Raw genomic sequence first — 18,863 nt, forward strand, 5'->3', positions numbered from 1 at the left:
GGTGAAAAGATGCTGAAGCTGATTGAGGACGCCATTGAGAGAACCTCGGCGGCCCAGCCCAAGGCCGTTCCGGAGGTTCAGCCCCAGTCGGACATAGATGAGGAGCTTAAGAAGCTCCTTGAGCAGATTCAGGCCAAGATATACGTCGTCGGTGTCGGCGGTGCCGGTTGTAACACCGTTAACAGGATGATGCAGGTTGGAATCGAGGGCGCTAAGATAATCGCAATCAACACCGATGCGCAGGACCTTCTCAAGATTAGGGCCCACAAGAAGATACTCATCGGAAAAGAGCTTACCAGGGGCCTTGGTGCAGGCAACAACCCCAAGATGGGTGAGGAAGCCGCGAAGGAGAGCGAGAGGGAAATCAGGGAGGCCCTTGAAGGCGCGGACATGGTCTTCATCACCTGCGGTCTCGGTGGAGGAACCGGAACCGGCGCCGCGCCGGTCGTTGCCGAGATAGCCAAGAAGATGGGTGCGCTCACCGTTGCAGTGGTTACCCTTCCGTTCACCGTTGAGGGCATAAGGCGCATAAAGAACGCTGAGTACGGTCTCGAGAGGCTCAGGAAGAACACCGACACCGTCATCGTCATCCCGAACGACAAGCTCATGGAGGTTGCCCCGAACCTTCCGATTCACATGGCCTTCAAGGTTGCCGACGAGATACTCGTCCAGGCCGTCAAGGGCATCACCGAGCTCATCACCAAGCCTGGCCTTGTCAACCTCGACTTCAACGACGTAAGGGCCGTCATGAAGGACGGCGGTGTTGCGATGATAGGCATCGGCGAGAGCGACAGCGAGAAGAGGGCCCTCGAAGCGGCACAGCAGGCACTCAACAGCCCGCTTCTCGACGTGGACATAAGCGGCGCCAAGGGCGCTCTGATAAGCATCAGCGGAAGCGACGTCAAGCTCGAGGAGGCCCAGCAGATTATCGAACTCGTCACCAGCAAGCTCGACCCGGAGGCGCAGGTCATCTGGGGTATCCAGCTCGACGAGGAGCTCGGCAAGATGATTAGAATCCTCCTCGTTGTTACCGGCGTCAGCTCGCCGTACGCCGTCGCCGAGGAAGAGGAGAAGTCCTACTTCGGTGAAGAAGAGAAGAGAACAATCAAGCTCGACCTCGACGAGCTTTGAATCCTTTAAACTTTTAGAGGGGTGAAGGAAGTGACGAGCACCATCGAGAAGATTAAAACGTTCCTCTCAGAGTCCAAGAGGGTACTCCTCGTTACGAGAAAGCCGGGAATGAAGGAGTTTAAGCTGGCCGTCAAAATTACCGGCATTGGAATGATTCTCATAGGCCTCATAGGCATGCTCATCAGGATGGTCGGTTACTTCATCACGGGCTCGTGAGGGTTGCGCCATGAGCGAGGGAAAGATATTCACCGTCAGCGTTACCGTGGGCCAGGAAACCACGACCGCGAACCTCGTTTACAGCAAGGCTAAGACTTACAACATCCCTATTCAGGCCATCCTTGCGCCAAGCAAGGTTAAGGGGTACATATTCGTGGAGGCCCCAAACAAGAGCGCCGTTGACGAGGCCATAAGGGGAATCCGCCACGCGAAGCGCGTTCTCCCCGGCGAGATTCCCTTCCACGAGATAGAGCACTTCCTCGAGGAGAAACCTGCCGTCAGCGGCTTCGAGCCCGGCGACATCGTCGAACTCATAGCCGGCCCGTTCAAGGGTGAGAAGGCCAAGGTCGTCAGGGTTGACGAGAGCAAGGACGAAATTGTCGTCGAGCTCATAGGTTCAATCGTCCCGATACCGGTCACGGTGAGGGGCGAATACGTTAGACTTATAAGCAAACGCCAGAAGGAGTGACAGGCCCGAGACAAAAGTAAAGGTGGTGAGATGAATGCCACAGGTTGTCGAAGTCCTCGTTGAAGGTGGAAAGGCCACACCCGGACCCCCGCTCGGTCCGGCCATCGGTCCCCTCGGACTGAACGTTAAGCAGGTCGTTGACGAGATAAACAAGGCCACCAAGGAATTCGAGGGAATGCAGGTTCCCGTCAAGATTATCGTTGAGGACCCCAAGAAGAAGACCTTCAGGATTGAGGTCGGTATTCCCCCGACCAGCCAGCTCATCAAGAAAGAGCTCGGCATTCCGAAGGGCTCAAGCGAGGCCGGCCACACTCCGGTCGGGAACCTCACCATGGAGCAGGTCGTCAAGATAGCCAAGATGAAGATTGACCAGATGCTCGCACCGAACCTCAAGGCTGCGGCCAAGGAAGTCATAGGAACCGCCCTCAGCATGGGCGTTACGGTTGAAGGCAAGGACCCAAGGGAAGTTCAGAGGGAGATTGACGAAGGACTCTACGACGAGATTTTTGAGAAAGCCGAGGAGTGAGGGAAAACTTTAAAAATCCCTCCTTTTAGGCATCTTTGACTTTTTCGGCTCAAATCGAAAACGAAAGGGAGGGCTGTAAATGGCCTTCGACAGGCAGAAACTCGTGGAAGCGGTGAAGGAGGCGAAGGCCCGGGCTAAGCCGCGCAACTTCACACAGACCGTCGAGATAGCAGTCAACCTCAAGGATATCGACCTCCGCAAGCCGGAGAACAGGTTTAAGCTTGAGGTTGTACTGCCCCACGGTCGTGGGAAGGAGCCAAAAATCGCGGTCATCGCTGATGGTGCCGTGGCTGAGGCGGCTAAAAAGCTCGGGCTTGATGTGATTAGTGGAGAGCAGCTTGAGGAGATAGCGAAGAGCCCGAGGGAAGCGAGGAAGCTGGCGAAGCGCTACGACTTCTTCATTGCCGCAGCTCCGCTGATGCCCAAGATAGGTAAGTACCTCGGTAGGTACCTCGGTCCGAGGAACAAGATGCCGCAGGTCGTTCCGCCGACCATGACCAACCTCGAGCCGATAGTTGCAAGGCTCAAGAAGACCGTCAGGATACAGCTCAAGAACAACCCGGTTGTCCACGCCCCGATAGGCACCGAGGACATGGACGACGAGAAGCTCGCTGAGAACGCCGAGGCGGTTCTCAACGCCATCATCAACAAGCTCGAGCGCGGAGAGAACCAGGTGAAGTCAGTGTACGTGAAGACCACAATGGGCCCGGCCGTTAAGGTTGAGAGGTGAGGGAGATGGCCCACGTAGCCGAGTGGAAGAAGAAGGAAGTTGAAGAACTCACCAAGATTATCAAGAGCCACCCAGTGATTGCCCTCGTTGACGTGGCCGGTGTCCCCGCTTACCCGCTCAGCAAGATGCGTGACAAGCTTCGCGGGAAGGCCCTTCTCAGGGTCAGCAGGAACACCCTCATCGAGCTGGCCATAAAGAGGGCCGCCCAGGAGCTCAACAAGCCGGACCTCGAGAAGCTCGCCGACTACATCGAGGGAGGAGCGGCGATACTCGCCACCGAGATGAACCCCTTCAAGCTCTACAAGCTCCTCGAGGAGAGCAAAACCCCCGCCCCGGCCAAGCCCGGAGCGGTCGTTCCCAAGGACGTCGTCATTCCAGCCGGACCGACCTCGATTCCACCGGGCCCGCTCGTCGGTGAGATGCAGGCCCTTGGAATCCCCGCGAGGATTGAGAAGGGTAAGGTTAGCATTCAGAAGGACCACACCGTCCTCAAGGCGGGAGAGGTTATAACCGAACAGCTCGCGAGAATCCTCAACGCCCTTGGTATCGAGCCCCTCGAGGTCGGTCTCAACCTGCTCGCCGCTTACGAGGACGGCATTGTCTACACTCCTGACGTCCTCGCGATAGACGAGCAGGAGTACATCAACATGCTCCAGCAGGCATACATGCACGCCTTCAACCTGTCAGTTAACACCGCCTATCCGACCAAGCAGACCATCGAAGCCATCATCCAGAAGGCCTACCTTGGAGCCAAGAACGTTGCAGTCGAAGCTGGCTACATCACGCCTGAGACCATCGAGGACATCTTTGGCAGGGCTCTCCGTGCCGTCCTGCTCATAGCGCAGAACCTGCCCGAGGAGTTGCTTGACGAGAAGACCAAAGAGCTTTTAAACGCTCAGGCCCAAGTGGCCGTTGCCGCGGCTCCTCAGCCAACCGAGGAGAAGGTTGAGGAGGCCGAGGAGGAAGAGGAAGAAGAGGAGGCATCCGAGGAGGATGCGCTCGCCGGACTGGGCGCCCTCTTCGGCTGAATTACTTTCCCTCGCACACGTGTGAATAAAGGAATGAAGATGATTGGAGGTGTGAAAAGATGGAGTACGTGTATGCCGCTCTGCTGCTCCACGCCGCTGGTAAGGAGATAAACGAGGAGAACCTCAAGGCCGTCCTTGAGGCCGCTGGAGTCACCCCGGATGAGGCCAGGATAAAGGCCCTCGTTGCAGCGCTCGAGGGCGTCAACATCGACGAGGTCATCGAGAAGGCCGCCATGCCGGTCGCCGCTCCGGTCGCGGTCGCCGCCGCTCCGGCTCCCGCCGAGGGCGGTGCCGAGGCCGCCGAGGAGGAAGAGGAGGAAGAAGAGGAAGAGGTCAGCGAGGAGGAGGCCCTCGCTGGTCTCGGCGCCCTCTTCGGCTGAACTCCTCTTCCCTTTTGTCCGCCTTCGGGCGGGCTTTTCAAAACTTTTCTCAGCGCTTCCTGAAGACAACAATCGTCTTCCACATCCTTCTGTATCTGTCTGGGTTGAGCCTTCTCTTCAGCAACTCCATAAAGACCACGTAAGCTACAAAAAAGAGGACGGAAACGACAACCTTTTCAACCGTGTTCTTGAGGCCGTTGAGTGCGTTTATCCAAGCCACACCGAAGGTTCCAAGCATCAAGAATCCTGCGGTCTCGTACAGGGCAACGTTTCTCGGAAGGCTCTCAAACTTTCTGAGTGTTACTCCGACAACTAAAGTGATTAGGCCGACAAGTCCTAAAACCACAGTTGTTGTATCCACTGCACTTGCCCCATATCTCCGCACCAGCAGGGGATAAAGGGGAAGCGCCGGTGCCAGTGCGAAAAAGCCTGCGATGGTGACCCCACTTACGATGAGCACTTTTGTGCTTCTTCTCATCCCTTTCCCCAATTAACATTGGCCGAGGTAACCTAAAAGGTTTTCGCGAACCGCAAGGTTTATGTTTAGCCCATCGGAACCATCAGGGGTGGGCCGGTGGCCTAGCCTGGATGGGGCGTCGGCCTTCGGAGCCGAAGGTCGCGGGTTCGAATCCCGCCCGGCCCGCCATTCAAACTTCGCCTGCGCGAAGTTTGACCAAGGTTCGTAGCTCCTTCTTCAGAGTTAACTTTTGAGAGATTTTCCTTATTGACAGGCCGTTTTGAGTGTGAGAACCATCTGACATTGCTTCTTGGGATAAATGGTTTATCTTTTAGAATCGACGCCCGAAGGGCGTCAAGAGAGAGTAAACCCTTTTGTAAGGGCGGTTTTGGTGTGTTCTCCTTTGAAAATGTGCAATTTTGCGAGCAAAATCTCCTCCATTCGAGTCCTTGCATAGGAGCTACTAACTTTTAGTCAAGCTTTCTCAAAGCTTCCTGTACTCTCAAACCCCCCGGAGTGGGGCTTCGCCCCCACGTTAAGAAACTTTGCCCAGCAAAGTTTCATCAAAGCCGGCATGCCTTTTTGAATGGTTTGTTCTCAGGGGAGTTTACTTCCAAACTCGCCAGTTTTAAGCGTGTTTTTCTCACATTAGCGCCCTCCGAGCACCCTTTTAAGTTAAACACCTTCTCCAGGAGATATTGTAAGTGTAAACCCCGAACCAGTGGACTGCTTGATAACGCATACAACTTTCCTTTTGCCCTTTTGGACAGTTAAACCATTTTGGTCAAGCTTTGCGCAAGCAAAGCTTGTCGGCCTCAGGAGTGGTGGCCCTCCGCACCCCTCGGTGCCGGGCCAACCGCTCATCATCGGCCGGATTATTTTTATACCACCGCCTTAAATCCCCAGCGGTGGTTGGTATGATGCTCCCCGATTGGAAGATAAGAAAGGAGATTTTAATCGAGCCCTTCTCTGAGGAGTCCCTGCAACCTGCTGGCTACGACCTTCGCGTTGGCGATGAGGCTTACCTCAACGGTGAAATCCTGGACGTTAAAGAGCTCGGGACCTTCGTGATTCCCCCTAAAACGTACGCTCTCGTTTTGACCCTTGAGAGAATCAGGCTTCCTGACGACGTCATGGGAGACATGAAACTCAGGAGCAGTCTCGCGAGGGAAGGGCTGATTGGGTCTTTTGCCTGGGTTGACCCGGGCTGGGACGGAAAGCTGACCCTCGGCATCTACAACGCCTCGGAGGAGCCGGTTGAGCTCTCCTACGGGGAGCGGTTCGTTCAGATTGCCTTCATCCGCCTTGAAGGGCCTGCGAGGAATCCCTATCGCGGAAGGTATCAGGGAAGCGCTGGAATCGCTCTCTCTAAGAGGAAGGGAGTGAAAAAGAGCTAGTCTCTGCTGTAACATTTCTTTCCATAATCTCCCCCTGTGGTCGGGTTCCAATGATGTTTTAATGCCCCTACCCAGGTAACGTCTTCTTCCCCCTTTTCGACAATTGTCACAAACTTTCGAGCCATTATGGCCATTTCCCAATTTTTCACATCAAAATGACATGTATATTTAGGTTCACTGCCGATTTAAGGGCAGAACTGGGCTCCTTTTCCGAAAGGTTTATATACCTCCGATTGCTTAGAGGATACCGAAAAAGCTTTTACGGAGGTGTTGTGAATGGCCGAGCTTCCAATTGCCCCGATTGACAGGCTTATTAGGAAGGCCGGTGCCGAGAGGGTCAGCGAGGAGGCCGCCAAGGTCCTCGCCGAGTACCTCGAGGAGTACGCCATCGAGCTCGCCAAGAAGGCCAACGAGTTCGCCAGGCACGCCGGCAGGAAGACCGTCAAGGCCGAGGACATCAAGCTCGCCATCAAGGCCTGATGGCCTTTTTGGCTTTTCTACCCATTTCAAACCGTTAGCGTTTTAAGCCTCTTCTCGCGCTTTCGACCATGCCGGAAATAGCCGTTCGAATGACCAGGCGCAACCACAACGCCTTCGTCCACCTCCTTGGAGCCCTTGAGAGCCAGGGCTTCGATTTGGGCGAGCTCCTAATAACTAAGGACTTCAATGAGATTCTGAAGGCAAAACCCAAAGTCGTCCTCTACTCCTTCTTCACGGAGGAAATCTGGGGCGACCTCCCGAGGGAAGTCCGGCTTTTGAAGGAGAGGGGAACCATTCTCGTCGCCGGGGGTTATCATGCAATAGCGATGCCGAAACATACCTTGAATCAGCTCGGCTTTGACGTAGCCGTCATCGGGGAGGGTGAGGAGGTAATATACCAGCTTTTAACGACCCTGAAGAGAACAAACTACAGAATAACCCCCGAGCTCGCCAAGGTGAAGGGTCTCGCCTTCTACCTCAACGGGGAGTTTACCTTTACCGGCTTCGCGAAGGTTGAGGACTTCTGGCGCTTTCCACCGTATCCGGAGAGCGTCCGCCTGATTTCGCCGATAGAAATAAGCAGGGGCTGTCCCTTCCGCTGTTACTACTGTCAAACTCCCTACATCAAGGGCTTCCGCATGAGGCACAGGCCCATAGACCAGATTGTGAAGTACTCACGGAGAATGAAGGACATGCGCTACATAACGCCGAACGCCTTCGCCTACGGGAGTCCGGGTGCGATACTGAAGCTCAACAAGCTTGAGGCCCTTCTCAAGGCCCTCCAGCCCCTCAGGAAAGAGGGCAGGAGGCTCTTCTATGGAACCTTCCCGAGCGAGGTTCGACCGGAGTTCGTCCTTCCTGAGACGCTAGAGTTGCTCATTGACTACGCCGACAACAGGAGGCTAGCTATTGGGGCTCAGAGTGGAGATGATGCCATGCTCAAAGCCATGCACAGGCTCCACAGGGTCGAGCACGTTCAGCGGGCCGTTGAGTACATGCTCGAGTACGGCTTCGAGCCGGTGGTTGACTTCATCGTCGGCCTGCCGAACGAGAGCGCGGAGAGCCAGAGGAGGAGCATCGAGCTGATGAAGTGGATTATGAGGAAGGGCGGAAAGGTTAGGGCGCACTACTTCATGCCCCTTCCAGGAACCCCCTGGGCACGATGCAAGCCGAGTCCGCTGAGCGAGGAGATGAAGAAGTTCCTCGGTAGAATGGCCGCCAGGGGAAAAATAGAGGGCTCGTGGGGGATTCAGATAGAGCTTTCAAAAAGACTCCAGAAGCTGATAGAGGAGTTCTACGAGGAGCCGATGAGCTACCACGGAAGTATAAACTCAGTCTGCTGACGAAAGGGTTTTGTAACCTAACGCCGATTCTCTGTATGATGGGTATGAGAAACGTGGGTCCTGCCTTGGCCGTTGTGGTGTCTGCCATCTTCATCTATGCAATTACCGGTGACCTCACGTTGCCCGGAATAATCCTGTTAATGGCGGGGTTTCTTTACGTGATTTCCATCAAACCAACCCTGGGCGGTCCACTCCTGTACGGCCTCATCGGGTTCTTGGCAGGCTTTGTGCTGGCCATCGTTCTTGGCGTGACTGTATTCAAGAACTCCAAGATTGGAAGCGATGCGCTGATTTCGTTGCTCGTAATCGGTCCAGTGATTGCGATTTTACTCGGCAGGAGAAGCAACTACCGCCTCTGGTTCTTGCTGAGTCCCTGACCCAAAAGCTTTTAACTTCACGGAGTACTGAAGGGCGAGGGCGTTATGTACGCCGAAAACTATAAAAGATTCCTGGAGCTTATAGACGAACTGCGAGAGTTTGAAGGCGCCCTCATCGTTGAGGGCATGCGAGACGAGGTGGCTCTGAGGAATCTGGGGGTCAGAGCGGAGATAATCAGGCTCTCCCGCCTGCCTCTACCAGAGGTCGCGCTCATCGCCTCATCCTACGGCGAAGTCAAGATACTCACGGACTTTGACAGAAAGGGGGAGGAGCTGGCCAAAAAGCTCCTCCGCTACCTGGCCGGCTACCCCTGCAGGGTGGACGCGGAAACCCGGAAGGAGCTCAAGAAGCTGGTCAAGAAGGACATTAAGGGCATTGAAGACCTCTACGGCCTCTATTTGAAGGTAATCTCCGTTTCTGACCCCCGGCTGGAGGGGATTCGATGAAGAGAAAGAAGACGATACTCCAGCAGGTTTTGGCTGAAAAACGAAAAAAGGCTAAAGAGGGTGGTTTCATGTCAGGAAAAGACGAGTTCGGAACGACCAAATACGTCATCTACGCCGAGTTTGAGGCTAACGGCATCGTTGAAAGGCCCGACGTTGTTGGTGCTATTTTCGGACAGACTGAAGGTCTTCTCGGAGACGACCTCGACCTGAGGGAGCTCCAGAAGACCGGAAGGATTGGCAGGATTCGCGTCGAGGTTCACAACAAGGCCGGCAAGACCTACGGAACCATAACCGTTCCGTCGAGCCTCGACAGGGTCGAGACTGCAATCCTCGCCGCGGCGCTCGAAACCATCGACCGCGTTGGTCCGGCAGAGGCCAAGATAAGGGTCCTCCGCATAGAGGACGTCAGGGCGACCAAGAGGAAGTACATCATCGAGAGGGCCAAGGAGATACTCGAAACCCTCATGGAGCAGGAGATTCCCGAGACCCAGGAGCTCACCGAGGAGGTCAAGAAGGCCGTCAGGGCGAAAGAGCTCATTGAGTACGGGCCGGAGAAGCTTCCCGCAGGGCCTCACGTTCCGTTCTCCGACTCAATCATCGTCGTTGAGGGAAGGGCCGACGTTCTCAACCTGCTCAAGCACGGCATAAAGAACGCGATAGCAGTAGAGGGAACCTCGATTCCGGAAACCATAATCAAGCTCAGCAAGGAGAGAATAGTTACCGCCTTCACCGACGGCGACCGCGGTGGAGAGCTCATACTCAAGGAGCTCCTCCAGGTTGCCGACGTTGACTACGTTGCCCGTGCCCCGGAGGGCAAGGAAGTCGAGGAACTCACCAAGAAAGAGATAGTCAAGGCCCTGAGGAGCAAGGTTCCGGCCGAGCAGGTCATCAACGAGATGTTCAACAAGGGCAAGAGCTTCTACGAGCTGATAAGGGAAAGGGAAGAGAGGAAGCCCGAGCCCAGGAAGGTCGAACCGAGGGAGCCGAGGGTCGTCCCGGTTAAAGTCGAGGAAAAGAAGCCGGAGAAGGTTGAGAAAGTCGAGAGGCCAGAGCCCAAGGAGGAGAAGATAGTCAAGCCCATCGAGAAGGCCCGCGTTCCAGAGCTTGAGGAGTTCGGCGAGTTCATCGAGCGCGTTAAGAAGGACGGAATAGCACTCCTCCTCGACGAGAACAAGAACGTCATAGCCGAGATTCCAGTCAGGGAGCTCACGAACCAGCTCAAGGAGCGCAAGGACGTTTACGCGGTCGTCTTCAACGGCGTCATCACCCAGAGGCTCATAGATACCGTCAGCGAAACCGGCGTTCGCTACCTAATCGGCGCGAGGAAGTACAACGTCGTTAGAAGGCCCGTCCAGCTCAAGATAATAACCTTCGCCGAGTGATTAGCGGAGGATTACTCCGCTCCTCCCCCTTTCTATTGACATTCCCTTCTCTCTTGGGGTGTACAGGAGGGGGCTTTTCCTCACGTAAAGCCTTTCTCCCATGCCTTCCCGTGACACGACTTCAATAACGTAGTGGGCGTAGAGTGAGAACCACGAGAGGAACTTCCCCGATGTTCTGTCCCTGTTGAGAACCCACAGGTTTATGGACTCCCTACCGTCTGCTTCGCTAAGTGCCATGAACCTCTGAAATATTCTCAGTGTGTTCCTCTCCCCCAGGAAAAACGCAAAGCCATCGAGTGTGAAATCCACGCGGACAACCCGCTGGTCGCCCATTTTTTCCTGCTCAATTGTCCTGAACAGCATTGAATACTTGGGAACGAACGTGTCTGCTGAGAGGTTCTCCCCGGAGTAAACGAAGTCTTCATTGTATTTGATACCGTGAAGGGAGCCGAAGACGTCTATGACTGCCAGGTTTCCGCTTTCACCAAGGGCACGGAGGTCAACGCCAGAGGGGACGAGTTCAATTTCCAGCGTGGAGAGGGGCAAAACGGTGTTCGTTACAACTCCGAAGTCTCCCATCTCAACTCGATTTCTCATAATCTCAAAGGCTATTGTCCAGCCGGTTGAATAGGTGTTGTGAATTATCAGGAGGTTGCCGTTTGGAATCAGGCCTCCCCCTATTGCACGGTCGAGTTTCCTGATTCCAGTGCTCAGTAGCTCCATGGTCACCCCACCGTAACGTTCGTAAATTAGATTTTAACGTTTAGGTTTATCTCTCTTTTGGAATTTCGGACTAACCTTTATAACCGCTTTCCCCATTCCCCCACAGGTGGTTAAAGATGGTGGAGGAGCTAATCTGGAAGTACGCGCTCATCAACGCCTACACCCACAAGGGCAAGGCGAACCCGAAGGCGGTCATAGGGAAGGTCCTCGGTGAGAACCCCGAGCTGAGGCCAAAAGCCAAGGAGATAATCCCGCTCGTGAACGAGATAGTCGAGAAGGTGAATAACCTCTCCGTTGAGGAGCAGGAGGCGAAGCTGAGAGAACTTTACCCCGAGTTCTTCGAGGAGAAAAAGGCCAAGAAGGAGGAGAAGAAGGGCCTTCCCCCGCTTCCCAAGGCGGAGAAGGGAAAGGTCGTCACTCGCTTCGCGCCCAACCCCGATGGTGCCTTCCACCTTGGAAACGCGAGGGCAGCTATTCTGAGCCACGAGTACGCGAGGATGTACGACGGCAAGTTCATACTCCGCTTCGACGACACCGACCCGAAGGTCAAGAGGCCGGAACCGATTTTCTATGAGTGGATTAAAGAAGACTTGGAGTGGCTCGGCTTCAAGATTGACGAGATACACATAGCGAGCGACAGGCTCGAGATATACTACGACTACGCTGAGAAGCTGATAAAGATGGGCAAGGCCTACGTCTGCACCTGCCCGCCGGAGAAGTTCCGCGAGCTCCGCGACAAGGGAATAGCCTGCCCCCACAGGGACGAGCCGGTTGAGGTTCAGCTCGAACGCTGGAGGAAGATGCTCAACGGAGAGTACAAGGAGGGCGAAGCGGTTGTCAGAATAAAGACCGACCTCAATCACCCGAATCCCGCCGTTAGGGACTGGCCGGCTCTCAGGATAATAGACAACCCCAACCACCCGCGGACCGGCAACAAGTACCGCGTCTGGCCCCTCTACAACTTCGCATCAGCGATAGACGACCACGAGCTTGGCGTTACGCACATCTTCCGCGGGCAGGAGCACGCCGAGAACGAGACGAGGCAGAGGTACGTTTACGAGTACCTCGGCTGGGAGTATCCGGTCACGGTGCACCACGGCAGGCTGAGCATCGAGGGTGTTATCCTCAGCAAGTCCAAGACGAGGAAGGGCATCGAGGAAGGTAAATACCTCGGCTGGGACGACCCGAGGCTCGGAACTATTAGGGCCCTGAGGAGGCGCGGAATAAGGCCCGAGGCGATAAGGGAGCTAATAATCGAGGTCGGTCTGAAGAGAAGCGACACCACAGTTAGCTGGGACAACCTCGCCGCCATAAACAGGCGCATAATCGAGCCGATAGCGAACCGCTACTTCTTCGTCGCCGACCCGGTTCCGATGTACATAGAGGGCTACGACGAGGAATTCACAGCCGAGATTCCGCTCCATCCAGACCACCCGGAGAGGGGCGTTAGGAGGCTCAAATTCGTCCCCGGAAAGCCGGTTTACGTCTCCAGGGACGACATGGAGCTCTTCAAGCCCGGCAACTTCGTCCGCCTTAAGGACCTCTTCAACGTCGAAATCCTTGAGGTGAACGAGGACGGCATTAAGGCGAGGTTCCACAGCGTTGACTACGAGGTGGCCAGAAAGAACAGGTGGAGGATGGTTCACTGGGTCACCGAGGGCAAGCCCTGTGAAGTCTGGGTTCCCGAGGGCGAGGAGCTCATCATTAGGGAGGGACTCCTTGAAAGCGACGCCGACGTTAAGGTTGATGACGTCGTCCAGTTCGAGCGCTTCGGCTTCGTGAGAATAGACGAGGTAAAAGATGGAAAAGTCAGGGCGATTTTCGCCCACAAGTGATTCATTCTTTCTTTCCAAATATTTCGTTGCCCAGCGCACCGAATCCAACAAGCACTACTGCGAGCAGGACACCAATCCAGTTAACCCCTCCAGCTTTGGCCGTTGTGTAGAGGGAGTAGAGCCCCATTGGTATGAGGGCGACGAAGAGAATGGTCCCCGCCACCTTCTGAGTGGTGCTTGGCTGAATTCCGGTAACCCGCTCAACGTTCTTTGAAATCACAGGGATGTACTCAAAAACTGCCGTGAAGAACACTGCGGTAGAGACCCCAAGCAACAGTGCTTGGGCCAAGCTGGGTACTGAATCCGGAACGCCCACCAGCAGCACCAGTCCCATCAGATACATAGCTGCCCTGTTCCTTCCAACTCTGGTGTTGAACTCTATTATCTGGAGTCCAACTTCCGATATCGGAAGTATGCTGGTGATTCCAGCGAGGAATATTGAAACCGCTATCAGCAGCAGAAGACCTTTGTAGTCGGCGAGAATCGTTGGGAGCTGTCCCATGAGGTGAATTGCTCCTTCCTCTCCACCGTACACGTACTTCAAGAGCTCCTCCGGGGTAGAGGGGGCTATGGCGTAGACCATCGTAATTGTGGCGAGGAGGCCGATGATGGTTTGTATAATAACACCCGCTCCAATAATGAGCTTAGCGTTGAAGCGCTCGTTCATGAAACTGCCGAGCATCAGGTAGAAGGCAAATCCAAGGCCGACACCGTAGATGGCCTTCTCAATGGCGGCCATTACAAGGTCTACAGTTATCGGGTGTCTGCTCATTATCATGTGCTTTGCCATACCCAGAAACGCCGCGGTCGGCGGAATCTTCGACACGAATGCCACAGTCGTAACGACGACTGAGATAACGAGTACCATTGAACCCGCTGCCATTATCGTGAACGTCTTCTCCTTGGCCCTCGTCAGGACGATGAAGACTATCGCCACCATCAGGACCTTAGCTATGAGCCTTCCGATGGTCCCTGTTCCAACGATTGGAGACAGGAGAACGAGCATGGTGTTGGCGGTATAGTATGAGAGGAACACGACTATCATCGCCAGCACTGCGAGCATCATGGCGGGTTTTCTTAGAACTTTGTTGTAGAGCTCAACGAAGTAGTAGCCCGATTTTATGACCTTCTCTGCCTCTGTTATAGCAACGTACGTAAACACGGCCAGGAACAGCAGATGCACTACAAGCCCCGTTAGTCCATATTCCATCCAGAACTGGGGAAACAGCCCAATTGTTCCTATCCCCGTTGCAAATCCGGCAACGAGGAACATCAGGTACAGCGTCCACTTCCTTATTTCATCCATCCCAACCACCCCTAAGAGCTTTCCTTTCGAATGGAAACCTGAAAATTAAAAGCTTTACCGTGCGATTCCCCTTAAAAATTTAGAAATTTGAAATCTTTATTCGAATTGGAACGTGGCTTTGGAACATTCAGTCCAGGCCAACCCACTTCACGAGGCCGAGCAGGAACTTGTGGGGAAGCTTCTCGTGGTGCGGGTAAACGCGCAACGCGTAGTGCCAGCAGGGGTCTCCGAGGTGCCTCAGCGCGCTTCCGCGGTAGGTGTAGAGCCACTTTCCACCTTCGAGCCGCTTCGGATGCCTGAGCTCGACGATGTGCGGCCTCTCTATGTGGTACCCCTCCGCCCTGACTCCATAGTAGAGCTCGACGCGGACGTCTTCAGGCTTCAGCCCGTCGAGGTCAACCGTCACCTCAAGGCCGGAGCGGTCGTCGAGAACCCTGACGTCAACGAAGCCCACCTTCGGCCACGACTCGGTTACGCGGTCCTTCCACTCGGCTATCTCCCTAGCGCCCCTGTAGTTCTCCCTCGTGAGCCATATGTGGTTGCTCATGGCCTTTGAGTAGAACTTGTCCATGTACTCCTTGACCATTCTGTGCGTACTGAACCGCGGGGCGATGCTCTTTATGCTCTCCTTCATCATGTAAATCCACTTCGGCCTGTTGCCGTAGTAGGTCGGGATTATCTCCCTCTCAAGGAGGTCGTAGAGGGCCTGGGCATCTTTAACGTCGTCGGCCTCGCTCTCGGGCTCTGTGCTCTCCTCGCCTATGACCCAGCCGTTCTTTCCGTTGTAGCCCTCGACCCACCAGCCGTCAAAGATGCTCGCGTTCAAAACCCCGTTCAGCCCGGCCTTCATTCCGCTCGTCCCGCTGGCTTCGAGGGGCCGTCTCGGCGTGTTCAGCCAGACGTCAACGCCCGCCACCATCAGCCTCGCGCTTCCCATGTCGTAGTTTTCCATGACGAATATCTTGCCCCTGAACTCGGGCATCTTGCTGACCTCGTAAATCCTCCTCAGGAACTCCTTTCCTCCCCAGTCGTTGGGGTGGGCCTTTCCGCCGAAGACAATATAGACGGGCCTCGTCGGGTCGTTCAGGAGCTTTCTGAGCCTGTCGAGGTCCGTGAGAAGAAGAACCGCGCGCTTGTATGTTGCAAAGCGCCTCGCAAAGCCTATTATGAGAGCGTTCTCGTCTATAGCCGGAATCGGGTCGTCGGTTCCGAGGCGCTCGTTCCGCTCCATCGCCTTCCTCCTGAGGAGCTCAATGAACTGCCTCTTGGCCTCAAGGTGGGCTTCCCAGAGCTCTTCATCGGGAATCCTCTCGACGGCGTACCAGATACCTTCAAGGTTCGTGTGCTCGCGCCAGACCTTGCCAATGTAGCGGTCGAAGAGCTTCCTCATCTCGTTGTGAACCCACGTCATCGTGTGGACGCCGTTGGTTATTGGTTCGATGGGTATCTCGTCGAGCGGAACTCCAGGCCAGAGGTCCTGCCACATCCTTCTACTCACTTCTGCGTGCAGTCTGCTGACACCGTTAACGTAGCTCGACGTTCTAATCGCTAGAAGGGTCATGTTGAGGTGGTCTCCCTCCCTGCCGAGTTCGAGGAGCTCTTCCCTGCCTTCGAGGAACTTGGCGAGTCGTTTCCGAACCTCCTCAATCGGAAACCTGTCGTGGCCGGCCGGAACGGGCGTGTGAGTCGTAAAGACCGTCGTCCCCCTGACGACGCTCAGCGCCTCGGTGAACGTGAGGCCCTCGTCCATGAGCCATGCAATCCTCTGGAGGTTCGCGAAGGCAGGGTGCCCCTCGTTGAGGTGGACGACGCCGGGCTCTATTCCCAGGGCCTTTAACAGTCTCATTCCACCGATGCCGAGGAGGATTTCCTGCTTTATCCTCTTGTCCATCTCGGCGTTGTAGAGGTAGTCGCATATCTTCCTGTCGTCCTCTCCGTTCTCGGGGACGTCGGTGTCGAGGAGGTAAATCCTCACCCTGCCGACCTGAACCTCGAAGGCCCTCGCGTAGACCGTCCTGTCCTCAATCGGCACCTCAATTAGGAGCCTCTCCCCGTTCCTGTCGAGGACGGGCTTTATCGGCATCTCTTCAGGTCTGTACTCCGGGAAAACCTCAATCTGGTTTCCGTTTTCGTCTATCTCCTGACGGAAGTAGCCGTGCTTGTAGAGCAGGCCAACGGCTATGAAGGGAAGCCCGAGGTCGCTCGCGGTCTTGACGTGGTCGCCGGCCAAGATGCCGAGCCCGCCGGAGTAAATGGGGAGGCTCTTGCTTATGCCGTACTCCATGCACAGGTACACAATCGGCTTGTCCCAGTTTGGATAGTTGGTCGAAAACCAAGTTGAGTCCGGGTTCATGTAGTCCTCAAACTGCTCCATGACGAGCTCGTAGAGGTTCATGAAGTCGTCATCGCGGAGGAGCTCGCGGAATCTGTGGGGGGGCGTGTCGAGGAGAAGCTTCACAGGGTTCTTGTACTCGGCCCAGTGCTCGGGGTCTATCTTTTCCCAGAGCTTCGTAGCCCTTCTGTTCCAGCTCCACCAGTAGTTGTAAGCTAAATCAGCGAGCCCCCTGAGCGGACTCGGAAGTCTCTCACGAATTGTTTCATAAGTGCACTCGTCAACCCTCGCCATAGAAACCACCGCGTATCATCATGGGTGATACTAATTTCTCGCGAACCTTAAAAACCCTGTCGCTCGGCGTTCGACGAAAGGAGAAAAGAAGAAGTCATGCGCCCTCAAGCGCGAACGGGCTTATGTAGTCGCCGTACTTCTCCCTGACCTCAAGGAGCCTCTTCCGCTCCTCCTCAAGAACCTGGAAGAGCTCCTCGGGAACTTCCTTGACTTTCTCGCGGTAGATTTTCTCTATGCGCTCAATCTTCGCGAGCAGTTCTGGAACCCTGATAGTGAACTGCTTCTCGTAGGCTTCCCTGCTGTAGTCCTTGTTAAGGACTTCCTTGAAGAGTCTCTTCAGGTCCTCGTACTTGGGAATGTAGCCTATCGGCGTCTCGATTGCATCAACGTCGCCGTGAACTCTTAACTCCATCCACTTGAGCCACACCGCTTTGTCGAGCTTGTGGTTGAGCCAGTTGCCGTTCTCGTCGCGGAGGAAGTAGTTGACGGCGAATATCTTCGGCGCTTTCCTCAGCTTCTCGCCGAACCTCAGGTAGTTCTCGATGTACTCGCCGAGCGGGACGCTCATGAAGTCGAGTATGGCCATCGGGTTAAAGGCCCTAACGCCTTCCTTCCCAAGGGTCGCCGCCGTCGTCTCGCTCTCAAGCGAGGCGCCCATAGTTATAACACCGTGCTTCCAGTCAAAGGCTTCCCTCACCGGGGGCCAGGTGTCCTTATCGCGGCCGCCGAAAATCATTCCGCCGACTTCCACACCGCACGGGTTCTCAAGGGCTTCCAAATCCACGTTCGGGAAGTGCTCGAGAGAAACCGTGAAGCGCGCGTTCTTGTGACTCGGCGGTATCTCGTTGCCTTCTTTATCCTTCTTGCCCTTCCACCACTTCCCGCTGTGGTTCTCTCCCTCCTCCGGAATCTCGACGCCCATCTCGTTCCAGTAGGGCTTTCCGTCTTTGACAAGGACGTTCGAGAAGATTATCTCGACCGGTGAGTGCAGGACCTTCCAGATTATCGGGTCGTCCTCGGGGTTGACGCCCTGGATTATGCCGAAAACGCCCTTCTCGACGTTGGCACCGCGGGCGACGCCGTTGACCGGGAGGATGAAGGTCAAATCGTCTCCGACTATGTTCTCCCAGGGAATCATGGCGGTGGAGGTCTTACCGCACATGCTTGGATATGCACCGGTGAAGTAGGTCTTCCTGCCGTTCGGGCCGTTGACCCTCATTAGGAACATGTGCTCGCTGAGCCAGCCCTCCTTAACGGCCTTCTGAATGGTGAGCCTGAAGGCGAGCTTCTTCAAACCGATGGTGTTGCCACCGTACTGGGTGTTGACGGAGTAAACGGTGTCATCCACGAGGTCGATGTAAATCCTCCTCTTGTCCAGATTCTTGCTGGTCTTCCTCTCGTCGAGCTCTCCCGCCGAGTGGACGAAGCGGAAGAACTTGGCGTTCCTTCCAAGGCGCTTGAACTCCTCGTAGCCCTTTCTGTAGAGTATGAACTCGGAGTGGGCGACGTAGGCAGAGTCGGTGAGCTGGACGGCCGGAATGGTGAATATCGAGTTCTTAGGCCCGAGAACGAAGAAGCATATGAAGAGTTCCTTGCCCTTCATGACGCCCTTCATGAGCTCCCTAATCTCCTTCAGGCCCTCGTCGCGGTCCTTGGTGTTGAGGAAGGGAATCTCCTTTCCGCCGGGGACGAGGAGCTTGGTGTTGGCCTTGTCCCTGGCCTGGTCGTAGTAGTTGTCGTAGTGGACGGTGTGGTTCGGCGTTTCGAGCATCTTCTCTTCTCCATAGTAGAGGGCCTTCCAGCGGACGTACTGCTCGTCCTCTTCGCTGTCGGTGCAGACGAAAACCTTGCTCGGCTCGAGCCACTCAATCCACTCCGCCAAAAAAGCGTGAAGCTCGGGGTTGTCTATCGCCTTAACCTTCTCGAACTGTTCTTCGGGGAGGAGTTCCCTAAGCTTTTCAAGGGCGTCCATTTTTGTCGCCTCCATCGGATGTGTGCATCTTACCTATT

19 protein-coding genes and 1 tRNA gene are annotated in these 18,863 nt (G+C 55.2%); 15 read left to right on the forward strand and 5 right to left on the reverse strand.

The window, feature by feature from the left end; translation table 11 throughout:
* Positions 1 to 9 precede the first annotated feature (9 nt).
* The 7 genes from ftsZ to rpl12p all read left to right on the forward strand — a co-directional run bounded on the left by ftsZ (position 10) and on the right by rpl12p (position 4,480).
* Complete coding sequence (gene ftsZ, locus E3E30_RS05775) at positions 10 to 1,131, forward strand: cell division protein FtsZ (RefSeq protein WP_042688716.1); 1,122 nt, start codon at positions 10 to 12, stop codon at positions 1,129 to 1,131.
* A 30-nt stretch (positions 1,132 to 1,161) separates the two neighbouring features.
* Positions 1,162 to 1,347, forward strand: coding sequence for a protein translocase SEC61 complex subunit gamma (locus tag E3E30_RS05780; RefSeq protein ID WP_042688714.1), 186 nt, complete (start codon positions 1,162 to 1,164; stop codon positions 1,345 to 1,347).
* A gap of 10 nt (positions 1,348 to 1,357) precedes the next feature.
* Positions 1,358 to 1,816: a transcription elongation factor Spt5 gene (locus E3E30_RS05785; protein WP_042688711.1), complete on the forward strand. Its 459-nt coding sequence runs from the start codon at positions 1,358 to 1,360 to the stop codon at positions 1,814 to 1,816.
* 34 nt (positions 1,817 to 1,850) lie between these two features.
* Positions 1,851 to 2,342 carry a 50S ribosomal protein L11 gene (locus tag E3E30_RS05790; protein WP_042688709.1) on the forward strand — a complete coding sequence of 164 codons (492 nt, stop codon included), beginning with the start codon at positions 1,851 to 1,853 and terminating at the stop codon, positions 2,340 to 2,342.
* A 79-nt stretch (positions 2,343 to 2,421) separates the two neighbouring features.
* Complete coding sequence (locus tag E3E30_RS05795; protein WP_042688706.1) at positions 2,422 to 3,072, forward strand: 50S ribosomal protein L1; 651 nt, start codon at positions 2,422 to 2,424, stop codon at positions 3,070 to 3,072.
* Between the two features lie 5 nt (positions 3,073 to 3,077).
* Positions 3,078 to 4,100 (forward strand): 50S ribosomal protein L10, encoded by a 1,023-nt coding sequence (locus tag E3E30_RS05800; protein WP_042688704.1) that lies wholly within the window; start codon positions 3,078 to 3,080, stop codon positions 4,098 to 4,100.
* A gap of 59 nt (positions 4,101 to 4,159) precedes the next feature.
* Positions 4,160 to 4,480: a 50S ribosomal protein P1 gene (gene rpl12p, locus E3E30_RS05805; RefSeq protein WP_167728712.1), complete on the forward strand. Its 321-nt coding sequence runs from the start codon at positions 4,160 to 4,162 to the stop codon at positions 4,478 to 4,480.
* A 49-nt stretch (positions 4,481 to 4,529) separates the two neighbouring features.
* On the opposite strand, the gene E3E30_RS05810 is transcribed toward rpl12p, so the two are convergent.
* Positions 4,530 to 4,958 (reverse strand): hypothetical protein, encoded by a 429-nt coding sequence (locus E3E30_RS05810; protein WP_167728713.1) that lies wholly within the window; start codon positions 4,956 to 4,958, stop codon positions 4,530 to 4,532.
* Between the two features lie 90 nt (positions 4,959 to 5,048).
* Between E3E30_RS05810 and E3E30_RS05815 the strand changes: the two genes are divergently transcribed.
* The 7 genes from E3E30_RS05815 (at position 5,049) to dnaG (ending at position 10,363) form a co-directional block, all read left to right on the forward strand.
* Positions 5,049 to 5,126, forward strand: a tRNA-Arg gene (locus E3E30_RS05815).
* A 728-nt stretch (positions 5,127 to 5,854) separates the two neighbouring features.
* A complete protein-coding gene (dcd, locus tag E3E30_RS05820; RefSeq protein WP_167728714.1) occupies positions 5,855 to 6,334 on the forward strand; it encodes a dCTP deaminase in 480 nt (159 codons plus the stop codon).
* A gap of 276 nt (positions 6,335 to 6,610) precedes the next feature.
* Entirely contained in the window at positions 6,611 to 6,814 is a 204-nt protein-coding gene (gene hpkA / locus E3E30_RS05825) for an archaeal histone HpkA (protein ID WP_042688694.1), read from the forward strand.
* 68 nt (positions 6,815 to 6,882) lie between these two features.
* Positions 6,883 to 8,157, forward strand: coding sequence for a TIGR04013 family B12-binding domain/radical SAM domain-containing protein (locus tag E3E30_RS05830; protein WP_167728715.1), 1,275 nt, complete (start codon positions 6,883 to 6,885; stop codon positions 8,155 to 8,157).
* A gap of 35 nt (positions 8,158 to 8,192) precedes the next feature.
* A complete protein-coding gene (locus tag E3E30_RS05835; protein ID WP_156927368.1) occupies positions 8,193 to 8,534 on the forward strand; it encodes a hypothetical protein in 342 nt (113 codons plus the stop codon).
* A gap of 45 nt (positions 8,535 to 8,579) precedes the next feature.
* Complete coding sequence (locus E3E30_RS05840) at positions 8,580 to 8,981, forward strand: toprim domain-containing protein (RefSeq protein ID WP_099210109.1); 402 nt, start codon at positions 8,580 to 8,582, stop codon at positions 8,979 to 8,981.
* On the forward strand, positions 8,978 to 10,363 hold the full coding sequence (dnaG, locus tag E3E30_RS05845) for a DNA primase DnaG (RefSeq protein WP_042688685.1): 1,386 nt from the start codon (positions 8,978 to 8,980) through the stop codon (positions 10,361 to 10,363). The genes E3E30_RS05840 and dnaG overlap by 4 nt, the downstream gene beginning before the upstream one ends.
* On the opposite strand, the gene E3E30_RS05850 is transcribed toward dnaG, so the two are convergent.
* Positions 10,364 to 11,092 (reverse strand): hypothetical protein, encoded by a 729-nt coding sequence (locus E3E30_RS05850; RefSeq protein ID WP_167728716.1) that lies wholly within the window; start codon positions 11,090 to 11,092, stop codon positions 10,364 to 10,366.
* Between the two features lie 110 nt (positions 11,093 to 11,202).
* Here E3E30_RS05850 and E3E30_RS05855 point away from each other — a divergent pair, with 110 nt between their 5' ends.
* Positions 11,203 to 12,921, forward strand: coding sequence for a glutamate--tRNA ligase (locus E3E30_RS05855; RefSeq protein WP_167728717.1), 1,719 nt, complete (start codon positions 11,203 to 11,205; stop codon positions 12,919 to 12,921).
* Position 12,922: 1 nt separating this feature from the next.
* Here the strand turns inward: E3E30_RS05855 and E3E30_RS05860 are convergent, their stop codons facing one another.
* From E3E30_RS05860 to E3E30_RS05870, 3 genes are all read right to left on the reverse strand, one after another.
* A complete protein-coding gene (locus E3E30_RS05860) occupies positions 12,923 to 14,227 on the reverse strand; it encodes a sodium-dependent transporter (RefSeq protein ID WP_167728718.1) in 1,305 nt (434 codons plus the stop codon).
* A gap of 127 nt (positions 14,228 to 14,354) precedes the next feature.
* Positions 14,355 to 16,853 (reverse strand): maltodextrin phosphorylase, encoded by a 2,499-nt coding sequence (gene malP, locus E3E30_RS05865; protein WP_167728719.1) that lies wholly within the window; start codon positions 16,851 to 16,853, stop codon positions 14,355 to 14,357.
* A gap of 94 nt (positions 16,854 to 16,947) precedes the next feature.
* Positions 16,948 to 18,825, reverse strand: a complete 1,878-nt coding sequence (locus E3E30_RS05870) for a phosphoenolpyruvate carboxykinase (GTP) (RefSeq protein ID WP_167729002.1) — start codon at positions 18,823 to 18,825, stop codon at positions 16,948 to 16,950.
* Positions 18,826 to 18,863 lie beyond the last annotated feature (38 nt).

Source organism: Thermococcus sp. 9N3 (assembly GCF_012027685.1).
GTDB lineage: Archaea > Methanobacteriota_B > Thermococci > Thermococcales > Thermococcaceae > Thermococcus > Thermococcus nautili.